The organism is Streptomyces sp. NPDC047515 (assembly GCF_040643055.1).
Taxonomy (GTDB): domain Bacteria; phylum Actinomycetota; class Actinomycetes; order Streptomycetales; family Streptomycetaceae; genus Streptomyces.
Window position 1 is genome coordinate 59,870 of the sequence record NZ_JBEYTM010000009.1, and the last position, 16,869, is coordinate 76,738.

Annotated in this window: 14 protein-coding genes; 8 read left to right on the forward strand and 6 right to left on the reverse strand. The window is 71.2% G+C overall.

Annotated features, from left to right (window positions below):
- Positions 1-79 precede the first annotated feature (79 nt).
- From ABZ826_RS10205 to ABZ826_RS10215, 3 genes are read right to left on the reverse strand one after another with little or no spacing between them, the layout of a single operon-like run.
- Complete coding sequence (locus ABZ826_RS10205; RefSeq protein ID WP_361445122.1) at positions 80-835, reverse strand: copper homeostasis protein CutC; 756 nt, start codon at positions 833-835, stop codon at positions 80-82.
- Positions 832-2,355, reverse strand: coding sequence for a M81 family metallopeptidase (locus ABZ826_RS10210; protein ID WP_361445125.1), 1,524 nt, complete (start codon positions 2,353-2,355; stop codon positions 832-834). The genes ABZ826_RS10205 and ABZ826_RS10210 overlap by 4 nt, the downstream gene beginning before the upstream one ends.
- A 22-nt stretch (positions 2,356-2,377) precedes the next feature.
- Positions 2,378-3,598 carry an ROK family protein gene (locus ABZ826_RS10215; RefSeq protein ID WP_361445128.1) on the reverse strand — a complete coding sequence of 407 codons (1,221 nt, stop codon included), beginning with the start codon at positions 3,596-3,598 and terminating at the stop codon, positions 2,378-2,380.
- A 283-nt stretch (positions 3,599-3,881) separates the two neighbouring features.
- Between ABZ826_RS10215 and ABZ826_RS10220 the strand changes: the two genes are divergently transcribed.
- Genes ABZ826_RS10220 through ABZ826_RS10240 form a run of 5 tightly spaced genes read left to right on the forward strand, consistent with a single transcriptional unit; the run spans position 3,882 to position 10,246 of the window.
- The gene (locus ABZ826_RS10220; protein ID WP_361445131.1) at positions 3,882-5,702 is read left to right on the forward strand and encodes a peptide ABC transporter substrate-binding protein; all 1,821 of its coding nucleotides are present in this window, start codon (positions 3,882-3,884) and stop codon (positions 5,700-5,702) included.
- A 50-nt stretch (positions 5,703-5,752) separates the two neighbouring features.
- Positions 5,753-6,712 (forward strand): ABC transporter permease, encoded by a 960-nt coding sequence (locus ABZ826_RS10225; protein WP_313938753.1) that lies wholly within the window; start codon positions 5,753-5,755, stop codon positions 6,710-6,712.
- A complete protein-coding gene (locus ABZ826_RS10230) occupies positions 6,709-7,608 on the forward strand; it encodes an ABC transporter permease (protein WP_361445135.1) in 900 nt (299 codons plus the stop codon). Before ABZ826_RS10225 ends, ABZ826_RS10230 begins: the two co-directional genes overlap by 4 nt.
- Positions 7,605-9,314: an ABC transporter ATP-binding protein gene (locus ABZ826_RS10235; RefSeq protein ID WP_361445138.1), complete on the forward strand. Its 1,710-nt coding sequence runs from the start codon at positions 7,605-7,607 to the stop codon at positions 9,312-9,314. Before ABZ826_RS10230 ends, ABZ826_RS10235 begins: the two co-directional genes overlap by 4 nt.
- Positions 9,311-10,246, forward strand: coding sequence for an ROK family protein (locus tag ABZ826_RS10240; protein ID WP_361445141.1), 936 nt, complete (start codon positions 9,311-9,313; stop codon positions 10,244-10,246). Before ABZ826_RS10235 ends, ABZ826_RS10240 begins: the two co-directional genes overlap by 4 nt.
- Before the next feature lie 278 nt (positions 10,247-10,524).
- On the opposite strand, the gene ABZ826_RS10245 is transcribed toward ABZ826_RS10240, so the two are convergent.
- Positions 10,525-11,511 (reverse strand): aldo/keto reductase, encoded by a 987-nt coding sequence (locus ABZ826_RS10245; RefSeq protein ID WP_361445493.1) that lies wholly within the window; start codon positions 11,509-11,511, stop codon positions 10,525-10,527.
- 224 nt (positions 11,512-11,735) lie between these two features.
- On the opposite strand from ABZ826_RS10245, the gene ABZ826_RS10250 reads away from it, so the two are divergent.
- Complete coding sequence (locus ABZ826_RS10250) at positions 11,736-13,208, forward strand: PHB depolymerase family esterase (RefSeq protein ID WP_361445144.1); 1,473 nt, start codon at positions 11,736-11,738, stop codon at positions 13,206-13,208.
- A 432-nt stretch (positions 13,209-13,640) separates the two neighbouring features.
- Positions 13,641-14,093: a hypothetical protein gene (locus tag ABZ826_RS10255; protein ID WP_361445147.1), complete on the forward strand. Its 453-nt coding sequence runs from the start codon at positions 13,641-13,643 to the stop codon at positions 14,091-14,093.
- A 125-nt stretch (positions 14,094-14,218) separates the two neighbouring features.
- Here ABZ826_RS10255 and ABZ826_RS10260 read toward each other — a convergent pair whose 3' ends face one another.
- Positions 14,219-14,452, reverse strand: a complete 234-nt coding sequence (locus ABZ826_RS10260; protein WP_361445150.1) for a ferredoxin — start codon at positions 14,450-14,452, stop codon at positions 14,219-14,221.
- Positions 14,452-15,912, reverse strand: a complete 1,461-nt coding sequence (locus ABZ826_RS10265) for an aldehyde dehydrogenase (RefSeq protein ID WP_361445153.1) — start codon at positions 15,910-15,912, stop codon at positions 14,452-14,454. The genes ABZ826_RS10260 and ABZ826_RS10265 overlap by 1 nt, the downstream gene beginning before the upstream one ends.
- A gap of 317 nt (positions 15,913-16,229) precedes the next feature.
- Here ABZ826_RS10265 and ABZ826_RS10270 point away from each other — a divergent pair, with 317 nt between their 5' ends.
- On the forward strand, positions 16,230-16,655 hold the full coding sequence (locus ABZ826_RS10270; RefSeq protein WP_361445156.1) for a lipocalin-like domain-containing protein: 426 nt from the start codon (positions 16,230-16,232) through the stop codon (positions 16,653-16,655).
- Positions 16,656-16,869 lie beyond the last annotated feature (214 nt).

The window sequence follows — 16,869 nt, forward strand, 5'->3', positions numbered from 1 at the left end:
GTGCCGGGGCCCCGCCGAGACGAGACGGGGGGGCAGGGCGAGTCCGTCGCGTACCGCCGGCTCGTGCCCCGGCCCGAGGTCAGCCCGCCGCCTCCACCGCCCGTCGTGCCTCGGCCACCACTTCGGGGTCGGTGACGAAGTGGGTGTCCTGCTCGGCCGACGCGCCCCCGGCGCCGAGCGGTATCCACTTGCCGCCGCGCCGGGGCAGCGCCCGCGCCTTGGCGGAGAGGTGGACAGCGGCCACGCCGACTGAGGTCAGGGCCGGGATGTCGGCGGGGCGCACGCCGCCGCCGGCCATCACCTGCACCCCGGGTGCGGCGGCGGCCATCGCGGCGATCGCCGCCAGCCCGTCGGCCGCGGCGGGAGCGCCGCCCGAGGTGAGGACCCGGGTGAGACCGAGTGAAGGCAGCAGTGCGGCGGTGGCCACCGGGTCGGCGGCCTGGTCGATGGCGCGGTGCAGGGTGATGTCCACCGGGCGGCCCGGGGCGCGGGCCGCTTCGGCGAGCCGGGCGACCGCCACGGTGTCCAGGGCGCCGTCGACGGTCAGCGCGCCGATCACCACACCGGAGGCACCGGAGGCGATGACGGACCGCACCTCGGCGGCCATGAGCTCGATCTCCTCCGCGTCATGGACGAAATCGCCGGGCCGGCACCTGACCAGCACCTGCACCGGCAGCCCTTCCGCGGCGACCGCCTCCACCAGGGCTGCCGACGGGGTCAGGCCGCCCAGCTCCAGGGCGGCGCAGAGTTCGACCCGGTCGGCGCCGTGCTCCCGGGCGGTCCGGGCGCCGGCCGGTGAGGTGACGGCAATCTCCAGGGCGGGGCGCGCGGTCACTCGTCGTTCCCGGTCAGCGGCTGGTCGGAGGCGGAGATGATGCGGGCCGACAGATCCGGGTCGGCCATCTCGCGGTCGAAGGGGAACATCGGGCGGCGGATGCGGTGGTGGCCCAGGCGCACCAGGTCCTGGTCCACACCGCCGGGGGTGAGCGCCATCTTCCACCCGACCGACATGTCGAAGAGTTCGGGCTCCAGGTAGCCGATCTTCACGATCACGATGTCGGCGCCGCGCGGGTCGAGGTCCAGGTCGGTGAAGTCGTGCTCGTGGTGGTAGGGCTTGCGCAGCTCGGTGAGGATCGCGTACACGCTGCCGACCCGGATCACGACCTCGGTCCGGGCGTCGCGGTCGCCGTGCCGGATGGCGTGCACCGTGCCGGTCAGGGTGACCGGGCCCGCGTGCCGGTCGTCCACCTCGGCGCCGGCGGTGACCGTGACGGTGGCGCCGACCCCCGCGGCGACGGCGGTCTCGACCGCGGCCGGTCCGGGCACCGAGGCGTAGACGACGGTCGGACCGTCGTCCTTCTGGAACTCCGGGCGGGCCAGCAGCCGGGTCAGGCCCCAGGTCACGTCACCGGCGCCGCCGGCGGTCGGGTTGTCCCCGGTGTCGCTGATGAAGTACGGGCGCTGGCCGGAGTCCAGGGCCTCGTCCAGGATGCCGTCGAAGGTGCCGGTCGGGGCGACGAAGTCGAAGTCGTCGCGGGCCTTCCAGAAGCCCTGGGCCAGGCGCTCGGCACCGGCCGACACGGCGGCCCGGTCGGTGCCGGTCACCACCACCACGGCGCGGTTGCGCGGTTCGTCGGCCCAGGCGTAGCCGACCCATATCGCGGCGTCGATCACGCCGTCCGTGGCCTCGACCTCGTCCACGGCCGCGTACACGCTCCTGGCCGGCTCGATCCGGGTGGAGGTCTGCTCGCCGGCCAGCAGCACCGGCACCGGCACCCAGGCCTTGACCGGGCGGGGCGCGCCGGAGACCAGCAGGTCCACCAGGTTGCGGACGGCCCGCTCCTTGGTCTCCATGTGATCCTCGTGCGGGGCCATCCGGTAGCAGGTGATCAGGTCGCTGCCGTGGGCGAGTTCGCGGGAGACGTTGCCGTGCAGGTCCATCGAGGTGGAGATGATCACGTCGGGGCCGACGGTGGCGCGGATGCGCTTCAGCAGCACCGCCTCGGCGTCGTCGACGCCCTCCACGGTCATCGCGCCGTGGATGTCGTACCAGAGGCCGTCCGGCCGGGGAAGCGCGGCGAGCCGTTCGATCAGCTCGTCGGTCAGCTCGGCCCAGGCGGCGGCGGTGACGGTGCCGCCCGGCAGCGACTTGCCGACCAGGGCGCCGTGCCAGTCGGCCGCCTCGCGCAGTTCCTCACCGGGGGCCAGGAAGGGGTAGCGGTCCAGCACTTCGGCGCCGCGCGAGGGGTGGAAGGCGGCGGCCTGGGTGCGAGCGGGGGAGAAGGTGGACGACTCGATGCCGAGTCCGGCGATGGCTATGACCGGGCGGGCTGCGGCGGTGCGGGATTGCGACATGGCTCCTCGTAGGGGTGGGGCGTCAGACGTGACGGGGCGCTGGGGTGCTGAACCGGTCGGCGGCGCCGACCTCGCTCAGGGCGCGGGCCAGGGCGCGCTGCAGGGCGAACTGCCCGGCGCCGACCAGTCCGGCGTCGGCGCCGAGGCCGGCCCGCTCGATGGTGAGGTGTTGGGTGACGAGCGGGTGGCAGCTCTCGTAGAGCTGGCTGCGCACGGCGGCGACGAACGGTTCCAGGGTGGAGAGGATGCCGCCGAGGTAGACGGCGTCCGGATTGAAGAAGTTGACGTTGGCGGCGAGCACTTGGCCGAGGTAGTCGCCGGCCCTGCGGACCGCGCGGGTGGCCTCCGGGTCGGCGTCCATGGCCAGCCGGGCCACATCCTCGGGGCTGCTGACGTCGGCCCCGCGCTCGCGCAGGATGCGGACCAGGGCGGCACCGGACGCCACGGTTTCCAGGCAGCCGGTGTTGCCGCAGGAGCAGGGGGTGTCGGCGCCGGCGTCGATCCGGATGTGGGTGATGTCACCGGCCGCGCCGGTGCCGCCCCGGTAGAGGCGTCCGTCGACGATGACGCCGGCGCCGATCGCGGAGCCGATCTTCACCATGATCGTCTGCCGGTGCTCGGCAGGCCGTACGGTGTGCTCGCCGACCGCCATGCAGTTGGCGTCGTTGTCCACGGCGGCCGGGACGCCGAAGCGTTCCTCCAGCCAGGCGGTGACCGGGAAACGGTTCCAGCCCGGCATCCGCGACGGCAGGACGACCGACCCCGACGCGATGTCCACCGGCCCGGGCAGCGAGAGCCCGACCCCGCGCAGCCGACCACGTCCGCGCTGCTCGGCCAGCGCCTCGAGGGTCTCGGCGAGCCGGGGCAGAGCCGCCTCGGGGCCGTCGGCGATCACGAAGGGGACGGTCGAGACATCGGTCAGACCGCCGCCGGGCAGCACCACACCGATCCGGGCGTGCCGACTGCCGAGGTCGGCGGCGACCGCGAACTCGTCGTTGCTTCCCAGTCTCAGCACTTTGCGGGGGCGCCCGCCGGTGGAGGACTGGGTGCCCTCCTCGGCGATCAGCCCGCGCTCCACCAGATGGGCCACGGTGAGAGAGATGGTGGAGGCGGCAGCCCCCAGCAGGCCGGCGAGTTCGGCGCGTGACGAGGCCTGGCCCGATGCGACGAGTTCCAGGACCCGCGCGGCGAGAGCTGGAGCGCCTTTTGCGGCCCTGCGGTCCCATGCACTTATTTCAGTCATGTACGAAGTAACTTCCGCAACGGTGGGTGTGGCGAAGACAATACGCCCGCGCTCGGCGCGGGGGAACAGCTTCGCGAAGGAAGTAGGCCCTACCTGAAACCCATTCAATCCACCCAAATGCCCCTAATGGAGAGGAGCGATCGAGGCGAGAGGGCTTTTGTCAGAGGTGCAGTAACTTACTTTTTACTAATTCTTGTTTGTTTCTTCGGCGTGTCCGGCGTTAGCTGTCGTGAACGCAGTGCCGGTCCCGGACATACGGGGTCCTTTCACTCTGAGGAGAGTCATGTTCCTTGCTCACACGGCGAACAGCCGCCGCTGGGCCCTTGTCGCGGGCGCCGCTGTCACCGCGGGTGCTCTGCTGGCCGGTTGTTCCGGGGGCGGCACCTCATCGTCGTCCGCCTCCGGCTCGTCGGACACCATCAACTACGCGCTGCCGGCCAACTTCACGCCGAACTGGATCCTCCCGGTCGGTACCGCCGCGCACCTGAACACCAACAACTCCTCCATATCCCAGTCCCTCTGGGAGCCGCTGATCGCGTACGACGGCTCCACCGGCAAGGTCGGCTGGAACAAGGACAACTCGCTCGCCACCGCCGCAGACTTCGCCAAGGACAGCAAGAGCGTCACGATCACGCTCGGCGACCGGCACTGGAGCGACGGCAAGCAGATCACCTCCCGCGACGTGGAGTTCTGGTTCAACCTGGTCAAGGCCAACAAGGCCGACTGGGCCAGCTACAGCCCGGGCAAGGCGCCGGACAACTGGACCTCGCTGAAGGTCGTCGACGACACGCACTTCACCATCACCTTCGACCAGGCGTACAACCAGCAGTGGATGCTCGCCAACGAGTTGAGCATGATCCGCCCGATGCCGCAGCACGTCTGGGACAAGACCAGCGACTCGGGCAGCGTGTCGGACCTCGACCGCACCGCGGCGGACGCCAAGAAGGTCTGGGCGTACCTGAACGACGCCGCCAAGAAGATCTCCGGTTACGCCACCGACCCGCTCTGGAAGACGGTCAGCGGCCCGTACACCATCAAGTCGTTCTCCACGGCCGGCAAGGTCCAGCTGACGGCCAACGCCAAGTACGACGGCGTCGGCAAGGCCAACATCAAGACCGTGAACCTGCTGCCGTTCACCACCACGGACGCCGAGGAGAACGCGCTCCGGGCAGGCACGGTCGACTACGGCTACATCAACGCCACCAACCTCAGCCAGGAGTCGTCCTTCACCGCCAAGGGCTACACGGTGAAGCCGTGGTCCGGCTGGGCCATCACGTACATGCCCTACAACTTCAACAACCCGGCCATGGGCGCGGTGTTCAAGCAGCTCTACGCCCGCCAGGCGATCCAGATGTCGGTGGATCAGACCACCCTCTCCAAGGTCGTCTTCAACGGCACCGCGGTCCCCACCTACGGCCCGATCCCGCAGGGCCAGAGCTCGTCCTTCGTCTCGTCGGAGCAGGAGAACAACCCGTACCCGTTCTCCACCTCCAAGGCGAAGCAGCTGCTGACCGACCACGGCTGGACCGAGCAGAACGGCACCATGGTGTGCACCGCGCCGGGCACCGGCGGCAACCAGTGCGGCGCCGGCGTGGACAAGGGCACCAAGTTCCGGATGCAGGTGCTCTCGCAGTCCGGTTCGACCGTGACCGACAACATGATGAGCGCCCTGCAGTCGTCGTTCGCCAAGACCGGCATCGACTTCACCATCAAGACCGCCCCGGTCAACTCGGTCCTCTCGCAGGCCGGCCAGTGCAAGGCCGACCAGGCCGGCTGCAAGTGGCAGCTGTCGTTCTTCGGCACCGCGGGCAGCTGGTACTTCCCGGCCTACCCGAGCGGTGACTCGCTCTTCGCCACCGGCGGCGGCTCCAACTTCGGCAGCTACTCCAACTCCGCCGTGGACAAGCTGGTCACCCAGACCACCACCTCCGCCTCCGACGAGGCGGTGCAGAAGTACAGCGCGGCCCTGGCCAAGGACCTCCCGGTCATCTGGCTGCCGGAGCCGGACTACCAGGTCTCCGTGGTCAAGAAGGGCCTGGGCGGCTTCGCCCAGGACTCGCTCGCCAACTTCCACCCCGCCATGTGGAAGTGGACGACCAAGTGAGCCCGGCCGGTGACCCCGCGTACCACTGAGCCGAAGCGACCGGAAAACACATGAGCACTTCCTCGTACCTGATCAGGCGAGTCCTCCAAGCCGTCGTGGTGATCGTCATCGTGACGATCGTGGTCTTCGGTCTGCTGCACGCCCTGCCCGGGGGTCCCGCTCGCGGGATCCTCGGTCCGCAGGCCACGGCGCAGCAGATCGCGTCCTTCAACCACGAGCAGGGCCTCGACAAGCCACTTCCCGTGCAGTACTTCTACTACCTGAACCAGCTGCTGCACGGCGACCTCGGAACCTCGTACACCCTCAATGAGCCGGTCTCCCAGCTCATCACCGAGCGGCTGGCCAAGACCCTGCTCCTCACCGCCCTGTCGGCGATCGTCGGCCTCGTGCTGGCCATCCCACTGGGCATGTGGCAGGCCGTCCGGCGCAACAAGCCGGTCGACTACGTCATCACCACGCTGAGCTTCATCGCCTACTCCACGCCCGTGTACTTCCTCGGGCTGATCCTGGTGCTGGTGTTCAGTCAGGCGCTGCCGTGGTTCCCGTCCCAGGCCCCGCAGGGGGACACGCTCGCCCAGGTGTTCTCCGAACCGCAGGCGCTGGTGCTGCCGGTCGTCGCCGGTGCCGCCTCGATGATCGCGGTGTTCAGCCGCTACATGCGGGCGGCCACCCTGGAGAACCTCTCCGAGGACTACGTCAGGACGGCGCGGGCCGGCGGTTCCCGCTCCCGCGCCATCCTGTGGCGGCATGTGTTCCGCAACTCGCTGACGCCGGTGGTCGCCATGCTCGGCTACTACGTGCCGGTGCTGTTCGGCGGCGCCCTGGTGGTCGAGCAGCTCTTCAACTACCCCGGTATGGGGCTGCTCTTCTGGACCGCCGCGCAGTCCTCCGACTACCCGGTGCTGCTGGGCTGCGTGCTGGTCATCGCGACCGCCACGGTGGTCGGCACGCTGCTCGCCGACATCGTCCAGCGGATCATCGACCCCCGAGTGAAGGCAGGCCGGGCATGAGCGCCGCCATCCAGCCGGGCCAGGTGCCCGGCACGGCCACCGCCGTCGCCACGGCGTCCGGCTCCCGCCTCGCCGTCCGGCGCTTCCTGCGCAACCGGCTCGCCGTGGTCGGGCTCGGCGTCGTGGTGTTCTTCTTCCTGCTCTGCTTCGCCGGTCCGCTGGTGTACTCCACCGACCAGACCCACACGATGCTCCAGCAGGTCAACCTCGCCCCCAGCGGTTCGCACTGGCTCGGCACCGACGCGGTCGGCCACGACGAGCTGGGCCGACTGATGTACGGCGGCAAGGTGTCGCTGATCGTAGGCCTCGCCGCAGGCGTCCTGGCCACCGTGATCGGCACCCTGTGGGGCGCCGTCGCCGGCTACGCGGGCGGCTGGGTCGACGCGGTCATGATGCGGATCGTGGACGCGGGGATCGCCATCCCGGCGCTCTTCATCCTGCTCGTGGTTTCCGCCATCACCACCCCGGGCCTGACCGGACTGATCGTCATCCTGGGCTTCGTCTCCTGGCTGGTGCCGTCCCGGCTGATCAGGGCTGAAACGCTCTCCCTGAAGAACCGCGACTACGTCCTGACCCTGCGAGCCATCGGCGGGACGCACGCCCGGGCGATCACCCGGCACATCCTGCCGAACTCGGTCTCGACCATCATCGTCGCGGCCACCTTCCAGATCGCCGACGCCATCCTGCTGGTCGCCTACGTCTCCTACCTGGGCCTGGGCGTCCAGCCGCCGGCCACCGACTGGGGCGGCATGCTCTCGGCCGGTCTCACCGCCGCCTACTCCGGCTACTGGTGGCTCATCCTGCCGCCGGGCCTGGCCATCATCCTGGTGGTGTGGGCGTTCAACGCGATCGGGGACGGACTCCGCGACGCATTCGATGTGAGGGGACGCGGATGACCGCCACCCAGGGCTCCGCCGCCCCGCCGGCCGGGCCGATTCTCGAACTCGACGACCTCGGTGTCGTCTTCGCCACCGAGACCGGCGAGGTGCCGGCCGTCCGGGGTGTCTCCCTGCACGTCCGCCCCGGCGAGACGCTCGCCCTGGTCGGCGAGTCGGGTTCCGGCAAGTCCACCATCGCGCTGGCCGCGATGGGCCTGCTGGCCGGCAACGCCCGTGCCACCGGCAGCGCCACCATCGCCGGCAACCAAGTGGTCGGTGCCCGCGAGGCCGATCTGGCGGCGCTGCGCGGCCGGACCGTCTCCATGGTGTTCCAGGAGCCGGCCACCGCGCTCGACCCGCTGACCCGGATCGGCAGGCAGATCGCCGAGGTGATCCGCAACCACCGCAAGGTGTCCGCCAAGGAGGCCGCCGCCGAAGCCGTCGAACTCCTCCGCAAGGTCGGCATCCCCGAGCCGGAGAGGCGGGCCACCGCCTACCCCTTCCAGCTCTCCGGCGGACAGCGCCAGCGGGTGGTCATCGCCATGGCCATCGCCAACGAACCGGCCCTGCTGATCGCCGACGAGCCGACCACCGCGCTGGACGTCACGGTGCAGGCCGAGATCCTCGACCTGCTGCGCCGGCTCGCCGTCGAGACCGGCACCGGCGTCCTGCTGGTCACCCACAACATGGGCGTGGTCGCGGACTTCGCCGACCGGGTCGCCGTGATGTACCACGGCGAGATCGTGGAGACCGGACCGGTCGAGGACGTACTGCTCCGCCCGTCCCACGAGTACACCGAGCGGCTGCTGGCCGCGGTGCCGCGGCTGTCGGTCGCCGAGGCGGGCCGGCCGGCCGCGCCGGCCGCCGCCGACCGCCCGGACACCGAGCCGGTGGTCGAACTCCGCGGCATCTCCGTGGTGTTCGGCCGTGGCAAGGGCGCCGTGCGCGCCCTTGACGGGGTCTCGCTCGCCGTCTACGCCGGGGAGACCCTGGGCCTGGTGGGCGAGTCGGGCTCCGGAAAGTCCACCGCATCCCGGGTCGCGCTCGGGCTGATCCCGCCGAGTTCCGGCACCGTCTCGCTGTTCGGCACCGACCTCGGCCGCACCCGGTCCCGCGCCCGCCGGGCGCTGCGGGCCGGTATCGGCGTGGTCCTCCAGGACCCGGTGGCCTCGCTGGACGCCCGGATGACGGTCGGCGAATGCATCGCCGAGCCACTCAGGGTGCACCGCCGCGAGCTCTCCGCCAAGGACCGCCAGAACAAGGTCGCCGACGTCCTCGACCGGGTCCGGCTGCCGCGTGAACTCGCCCGGCGCGCCCCCCGGGAGCTGTCCGGCGGGCAGCGCCAGCGGGTCAGCCTGGCCCGCGCCCTGGTCCTGGAGCCCCGGCTGCTGGTCGCCGACGAGCCCACCAGCGCGCTCGACGTGAGCGTGCAGGAGGCGGTGCTCGGAGTGATCTCCGAGCTCCAGCACGAGCTGGGCTTCGCCTGTCTCTTCGTCTCCCACGACCTGGCCGTCGTACAGCACTTCGCGCAGCGCGTCGTGGTGATGCGGGCCGGCCGGATCGAGGAGCAGGGCCCCACCGGGGCAACCCTGCTGCACCCGGAGACCGACTACACCCGTCGGCTGCTGGCCGCCGTGCCGGTGCCCGACCCGGTGATCCAGCGCGGCCGCAGAGCCGAACGTCTGGCCACCCTCGCGGCCGGCCGGATGGAGGCGCAGGTATGAGCATTCGTGACCGTACGCTCTTCGCCGGAGTGGACATCGGCGGCACCACGACCCAGGTGGTGGTCTGCGCCGAGGACCTGACCGTACTGGACCGCGCGGAGGTGGCGACCCCGGCGGCCGACGGCGGCCGGGCCATGATCGGCGCGGCCCTGGCCGCGCTGGCCCCGCTGCTGGAGCGCACCCCCGGCCGGCTCGCCGGCTGCGGGGTCGGCGCGGCCGGCGTGGTGGACTCCGCCACCGGCCGCATCCTGGTGGCCAGCGACTCCTTCGCCGGCTGGGCCGGCTTCGCGGTGACGGACGCCGTCGAGGAGGCACTGGGCGTCCCGGCGTTCCTGGACAACGACGTCAACGCCTTCCTCTACGGGGAGGTGTCAGGCGGCGCCGTGCGCGGCGAGTCGGACGTCCTCGGGATGACGCTGGGCACCGGGGTCGGCGGCGCGCTGTGGACCGGCGGCGCGCTGTTCGCCGGGCCGCACGGGGCGGCCGGCGAGATCGGGCACATCCCCGGCTTCGGTGATCTGCTCTGCTCGTGCGGCGGCCGGGGCCATCTGGAGACCCTGGCCTCCGGCCGTTCCATCGGCGCCCGTTACGCGGACCGCACCGGCCGCCGGCTGACCGCCCGCGAGGTCGCACAGGCCGCCGGCCGCGGTGACCAAGACGCCCTCGCGGTGTACCGGGCCGCCGGTGCCGGGATCGCTCGGGCGATCGTGATGACAGCGGGCGTCGTGGACATCACCACGGTGGTGGTCGGCGGCGGGGTCAGCCGCGCCTGGCCCTTGCTGAACCCCCTCATCCTGGCGTCGCTGGCCGCCGACCCGCCGGTCAGCGGCCACCCTGTCCGGCTGGTCAGGGCCGCCCTGGGGGCCGACGCCGTACCGGTCGGCGCCGCGGCACGGGTGCGACAGGAACTCGCCACGAGGGTCGAGGTCTGAGGAGGCCGGCCGCGGGTCCCGCACCTACGCTCCGCTGGCTGTCGGGCCCGGGTACGCCGCGGCATCGGAGCAGGCTCTTTTGCCGCGCCTCGATGGCGGACAGCCCACGCGTACGGGCCTGCGGCATGGAGTGCGTGTGAGGCCGAACGGCGATGACGGCGGCGTACATGGTGCGGGCCCCCGCCGGGGGCTGTCGGTCGGCCGCGTCCGGGGCGATCGGGGCACCGGGGCTGTCGGCGGGCGACGTCCAGGGCGATCGGGGCACCCGTCCGAGGCCGTCAGTGGGCCGCGTCCAGCACCGCCCGCTGCTCCGCGGTCAGCTCCAGGTCCACCGCGGCCAGGCTCTCGTCCAGCTGCGCGACCGAGGAGGCCCCGACCAGCGGGACGAACGGGATGTCGCCGCCGATGAGCCAGGCCAGGACCACCTGGTTGACGGTCGCCCCGGTCTCCTCGGCCACCGCCCGGAGCGCCGCCTGCCGGACAGGGGTGCCCGAACGGTCGAAGTCCGGGCCCAGCGGCTTGTCCGCGCGGACGTAGGCCCCGGCCAGCAGCGGGGAGTAGGCCACCGGCACGAGCGAGGGCTCGTCCCGCAGATAGCTGAGCAGGTCCCCGCCCGCCACGCCCACCTGGCCGTCGGGGGAACGCAGGCTCGGCGCGTCCGTGCGCCGGCGCAGATAGGTGTGGTGGTACTGAAGGACGTCGTACCCCGGCAGCCCGGCGTCCGCCGCGATCCTGCGGGCGCGTTCCACCTGCCACGCCCAGTGGTTGCTCACCCCGAGCAGGCCGACGGTGCCTTCGGTGACCAGTTCCGCGAAGGCCTCGACGGTCTCCGTCATCGGCACGCTCGGGTCCTGGACGTGCGCGTAGAGCAGGTCCAGCTTGTCCACGCCGAGGTGCTCCCGGCTGCGCTCCGCGGACTCCCGTATCACCTCGGCCGAGAGCCCTTCGACGCCTTGGGAGAATTCGGTGGCGGGGACGTTCGGCCGGGCCCCGAGCTTGGTGGCGATGACGATCTCGTCCCCGACACCGCGGCTGCGGCGCCAGCGGCCGAGCAGCCGCTCGCTCTCCCCGCCCCGGGTGCCGTTGATCCAGAACGCGTAGTTGTCGGACGTATCGATGAAGGTTCCGCCGGCCTCGGCGTACCGGTCGAGGATCGCGAACGACGTCGCCTCGTCGGTGCGTGTGCCCATCAGCATCGCGCCGAGGCTGAGCACACTCACCTCCCGACGGGTGGCGGAGTCGGTGCCGATGGTGCGGTAGCGCATGCGGGTCCTTCCCCAACTGCCCGTACCTGTGCGGGCGTCGACGGGAGTCTGCATGGTGGAGCGCACTCCATGTCAACGGGCGCAAGAGCGGCGGCGCACACAGCCACGCGCGGGGAGTGTCCGCCGGGCCCATGGGCGCGGCGGACGGCGGCTCATAGCGTCCGCCCCGCACTCGCCCGCACCGGACGGCCGCCACGTCCGAACCGCCCCACAGGGAGGCACCCGTGCGCCCATCGACTCTGCGACGCCTGCTCCGGCGCGTCGCGACCACGGCCGCCCTCGTGCTCGTCACGGCGACGCCGAGCACCGTCGCAGCCGGACAGCCCGCCGCTGCCGCCGGCGGTCTGCAGCAGGTCACCGGCTTCGGCTCGAACCCCGGCAACCTCCAGATGTACGAGTACGCCCCGGCGGGTCTGGCCGCCGACGCACCGCTGGTGATCGCCCTGCACGGCTGCACGCAGACCGCCGACACCTACTACACGAACTCGGGCTGGCCGAAGTACGCCGATCTGTGGGGCTTCGCCGTGGTCTTCCCGCAGACCACGTCCGCCAACAACGCGCTGTCCTGCTTCGGCTGGTTCGACCCGGCCGAGGACACCAGGGGCAGGGGCGAGGCCGCCTCGATCGTGCAGATGGTCGAGTACGCGAAGCAGCAGTACGGTTCGGACGCCCGCCGGGTGTACGTCACCGGCCTCTCGGCGGGCGGCGGCATGACGGCCGACCTGCTGGCGGCGTACCCGGACGTGTTCGCGGGCGGCTCCGTGGCCTCGGGCCTGCCCGCCCAGTGCGCGACGAGCCAGTCGGCCGCGTCCGGCTGCCAGACGGGCCCGCAGAAGCTGACGCCCGCGCAATGGGGCGACAAGGTACGCGGCTCCTACCCCGGCTACTCCGGCCCCTGGCCACGCGTGGCGATCTGGCAGGGCACCTCCGACTACACGGTGTACCCCGCCAACGCCACGGCCCTGCGCGACCAGTGGACGGACGTCTGGGGCATCGGCCGGACCCCGTCGTCCACGGACTCGCTCCCCGGGAACACGACCCGCAGCGTCTACGACGACGCCTCCGGAAGGCCCGCCGTGGTGACGTACTCCGTCTCCGGCATGGGCCACGGACTGGCGGTGAATCCGGGCTCGGGCACCGACCAGTGCGGTACGACCGCCGCGTACTTCCTGAGCGCCATCTGCTCGACGTACCACACCGGCGTCTTCTGGGGCCTGGACCAGGGCGCACCCGGCGGCGGCGAGCAGCTCCCCGCCCCGTCCGGTCTTCAGGTCGCGTCCGTCACGGCGAACAGCGCCTCGCTGTCCTGGAACGCGGTCCCGGGCGCGGCCTCCTACACGGTCCACCGCGACGGCACGAAGGTCGCCTCCCCCGCCTCCACGACGTACACGGACACGGGACTCACGGCCGGTACCGCCTACCGGTACACCGTGACGGCCGTGGACGGATCGGGCACGTCCGGTACCGCCTCACCACCGGTGACGGCGACCACCACCGGCTCCGCACCCGCGCGGTGCTTCACGGCGACGAACTACGCGCATGTGACGGCGGGAAGGGCGCAGACCACGGGCGGGTACGTGTACGCCAACGGCTCGAACGAGAACATGGGCCTGTACAACGTCTTCGTCACGCACACGCTGAAGGAGTCACCGGCGGGGTATTTCGTGGTCGCGGACAGCGGGTGCGCGGCCCGTTGAGCCGTATCGATCCGTGACCGAGCCGGGATCGCGGGGCGGGGACAGCATGACCGCGCCGGGCGATCCCGTCGACATGACATCGTCGTTCTCACTCGCGACTTCCCGAACACGGATTGCACCATTCTCGTCGTAGGCGGATTCCTTTCGCGCCTATCAGGACTACCGGCGATCACATCCTTCGCTGTCGCCCGACGCCGGTGTCCACCCCGTTCGATCCCTCGCGACGGGGGTCAAGTCGGCCCAGAAGCCCGCACACTTCGCGAACTCACGGCCGACTATCGGTACATCGGTATCGAAATCAGCAAACTCACCATTGAGGAGACCGTTTCACGGAGGAAGGCCGCGCGTTCCGGGACCCGCGGCCTCCGACTTTCGGCTTGTTTTGCGTTTATTCACGTTCGCGTGCGCGACGGTGCGTGACACCCTTGGGCGGTGCTGCTCACGGATCAGGAACACCGCATCGAATTGCGCCCGCTGCGCTATCAGTTCCCGGCGGTCATCGGCGACCGGTACGACGACAACTGGCTGGTCGTCGAAGGTGAGGTGACCACGCCCGAGGCCAGTTGGTCCTTCACCGACCCGTGCCTGCTGACCGGCGAGGCGCGTCAGATCTCCCCGTGGCTGCGCGCGGCCGGTGGGGAGACGCTGACGGGCACGCTGCCGGATCTCGCCTTCCTGGAGCCCGTCCTGTCCTTCAGCCACGCCGCGGGGGACCACGGCGCCGGGGCAGTCCGCGTGCACCTCTCCTACGAGGCGTCGCCCGCGTGGCGGGACGGCGACAAGGGCGTGGACGAGTACGTCATCGAGATCAGGACCAGCACCGAGGAGCTGCACCGGGCCGCGGACGAATGGGACCGCCGCCTGGCCCCTTTCCCCTCCCGCTGATCCGGGCGCACCCACCCGTTTCCGGGCCGGCTCGGAGGCCATTTCGCGCGCCCGCCGGGGGTTACGGGACAGCCCTTGGAGGAGCTCACAAAATGCGAGCCCGGCGCCCATTTTGTGAGCTCCTCTCAGTCCTCCGGCGGGAAGACGACCTCCCCCGAGCCGATCAGCGTGATCGCGATCGCCTCGACCGGGCATCCCTCGGCCGCCGCCAGCACCTGCTCGTTGGCGTCGGTCTCCGGGGCCGACGGACGGGACTGCCGGGCGGAATCCAGCGCGAATCCTCCCGGGGCGTGGTTCACGCACATTCCGGAACCGATGCAGACCCCGCGGTCGACCTCCACGGCCCAGCGGTCCCCCATCACGCCCCCTCGTATCCGGCCGGCAGATGAATCATCTTGTGCTCGAAGTACTCGGCGTATCCCTCGGGCCCGAACTCCCGTCCCAGGCCGGAGTTCTTGTAGCCGCCGAAGGGGCCGAGCATGTCGAGGCTGAAGGTGTTGACGCTGTACGTGCCCGTCCTGACCCGGCGGGCGATGTCGATGCCGCGCTCGGTGTCGGCGGTCCAGACGCTGCCGCTGAGGCCGTAGTCGGAGTCGTTGGCGATCCGTACGGCCTCGTCCTCGTCACCGTACGGCAGGAGGCAGATGACGGGACCGAAGATCTCCTCGCGGGCGACGCGCATGGAGTTGTCGACGTCACCGAAGAGGGTCGGCTCCACGTACCAGCCCCGGTCCTGGGACGCCGGACGGCCGCCGCCGGTGAGGATCTTGGCGCCCTCGTCCTGGCCGATCCTGATGTAGTCGAGCGACCGCTGCTGCTGGCGCCGCGCGACGAGGGGGCCGAGTTCGGTGGCGGGGTCGAGCGGGTCACCGACCTTCAGTGCGCTCGCGGCGGCGGCGAACGCCTCGGCCGTCTCGTCGTAGCGGGAGCGCGGGACGAGGATGCGGGTCTGCGCGACGCACGCCTGGCCGTTGATCATCCAGGCGAAGGGAACGATCCCGGCGACGGCCGTCTCCAGATCGGCGTCCGGGAGGATCACGGCGGCGGACTTGCCGCCCAACTCCAGTGTGACGCGGGTGAGGTTGCGGGAGGCGACCTCCATCACCCGCCGCCCGGCGGCCACGGACCCGGTGAACGACACCTTGTCCACGCCGGGGTGCCCGACCAGGTACTCGCTGACCTCGCGGTCGGAGGGCAGGATCGACAGCACCCCCTCCGGCAGCCCGGCCCCGGCGGCGATGTCGGCCAGGATGTAGGCGTCCAGCGGGGATTCGGGCGAAACCTTGAGCACGGCGGAGCAGCCGGCGAGCAACGCGGGCGCCAGCTTCGCGGCAGCGGTGAACTGCGGAACGTTCCACGGCACCACGGCCGCGACCACCCCGACCGGCTCCCGGCGCACCAGCAGCGGCCCGAGAGCCCCGTCCCGGCGCTCCTCGTACGGGAAGGACCGGGCGACGGTGATCGCCGCGTCCCACACCATCATCGCGGCGAGCGCCTGCACCATGACGCTCGACGTGTACGGGGTGCCGTTCTGCGAGCTGATGACCCGGGCGATCTCCTCGTACCGCACGGCGAACGCGTCCTTGATCCGAGTGATCACCGCGATCCGCTCGTCCAGGGTCATCCGTGGCCAGGACCCCTCGTCGAACGCCCGCCGGGCGGCGGCGACGGCCCGGTCCACATCCCCCTCGCAGGCGTGCGGCACCCGGCCGATGACCTGTTCGGTGTGGGGCGACACGACCTCGATGGCATCCCGGCCCAGCGGATCGACCAACTCCCCGCCGATGAACAGTTTTCCGTGTTCGACAAGCTCGGTCATGGCTGCTGCCTCCCGCGACCCGGCACGTTACCTGACTCTGTGTCAGAACTGATACCAGTTCCAGTTCCAGGAGTCCACGACTTCGACGGCGCGCACGACCGGACGGCCGTCGTCGCGCCGCCGGGGGTTTCGCGGCACGCCCGTCGCTTCCCCGGTGCGCCGCGCGGGTAGGGACGAGGACGACCAGGTCCCTCACTCACCGGTTCCAGAAGTTCCGAATTCCACCGGCTCAGAAAGGGAAACACGTGCACACCCCGTCCCGCACCGAACCGAATCACCCATCCACCTCCAGGCCGAGTACCTCCGAACACCCCCTCGTGGGCGCCTGGTTACTGAGCACCGTCGCCATCATGGACGCCTCCGGCCACACGCTCGAACACCCCCTGGGACAGACTCCGACAGGACTGATCACCTACACCGCCGACGGCCACATGTCGGTGAGCATGCTGAACCCGGAGCCCGAGCCCTCCCCGGAGGAGGGGACGGCCGGGCCGATCGACACCGCGACCCTGTTCAGGACTTCTCCGTACCTGGGGTACGCGGGCACCTACGAGGTGACGGGCGACCTGGTCGTCCACCATCTGCAGATGGCGTCCCTGCGCCCGTGGGTCGGCACCACGCAGGAGCGCCGGTGGCGGGTGGAGGGGGACCGATTGACCCTGGTCCCCCCGACCGAGGGAACCGGCGACGGCTCGCGCACCCCGCGACTCGTGTGGCACCGGCCGGCCGCGGACGCCGCATGAGCGACGAGTGATCCGGGGTCACCGGCCGGACGGCCGGTGACCCCGGATCCTCCGCCCGGCGCGGCCGTCCCGCGAGCCGGTGGCGGCCGCCCCCCGGTCTCGTGCGCGTCGAACTCCCCGGGCACGCAGGGCAGATGGGCGTACGGACAGATGGTCGACCAGGGCTACTACTGAAACAAGTTCTCGTTACAGTGGGCGCGGTGCGCCGGATGTC

Excerpts from the sequence above, each read along its gene's own strand:
- ABZ826_RS10245 (WP_361445493.1), bottom strand. The coding sequence starts at position 11,511 with ATGCGCTACCGCACCATCGGCACCGACTCCGCCACCCGTCGGGAGGTG.
- ABZ826_RS10260 (WP_361445150.1), bottom strand. The coding sequence starts at position 14,452 with ATGGGGGACCGCTGGGCCGTGGAGGTCGACCGCGGGGTCTGCATCGGT.
- ABZ826_RS10230 (WP_361445135.1), top strand. The coding sequence starts at position 6,709 with ATGAGCGCCGCCATCCAGCCGGGCCAGGTGCCCGGCACGGCCACCGCC.
- ABZ826_RS10240 (WP_361445141.1), top strand. The coding sequence starts at position 9,311 with ATGAGCATTCGTGACCGTACGCTCTTCGCCGGAGTGGACATCGGCGGC.
- ABZ826_RS10220 (WP_361445131.1), top strand. The coding sequence starts at position 3,882 with ATGTTCCTTGCTCACACGGCGAACAGCCGCCGCTGGGCCCTTGTCGCG.
- ABZ826_RS10210 (WP_361445125.1), bottom strand. The coding sequence starts at position 2,355 with ATGTCGCAATCCCGCACCGCCGCAGCCCGCCCGGTCATAGCCATCGCC.
- ABZ826_RS10225 (WP_313938753.1), top strand. The coding sequence starts at position 5,753 with ATGAGCACTTCCTCGTACCTGATCAGGCGAGTCCTCCAAGCCGTCGTG.
- ABZ826_RS10235 (WP_361445138.1), top strand. The coding sequence starts at position 7,605 with ATGACCGCCACCCAGGGCTCCGCCGCCCCGCCGGCCGGGCCGATTCTC.
- ABZ826_RS10265 (WP_361445153.1), bottom strand. The coding sequence starts at position 15,912 with ATGACCGAGCTTGTCGAACACGGAAAACTGTTCATCGGCGGGGAGTTG.
- ABZ826_RS10215 (WP_361445128.1), bottom strand. The coding sequence starts at position 3,598 with ATGACTGAAATAAGTGCATGGGACCGCAGGGCCGCAAAAGGCGCTCCA.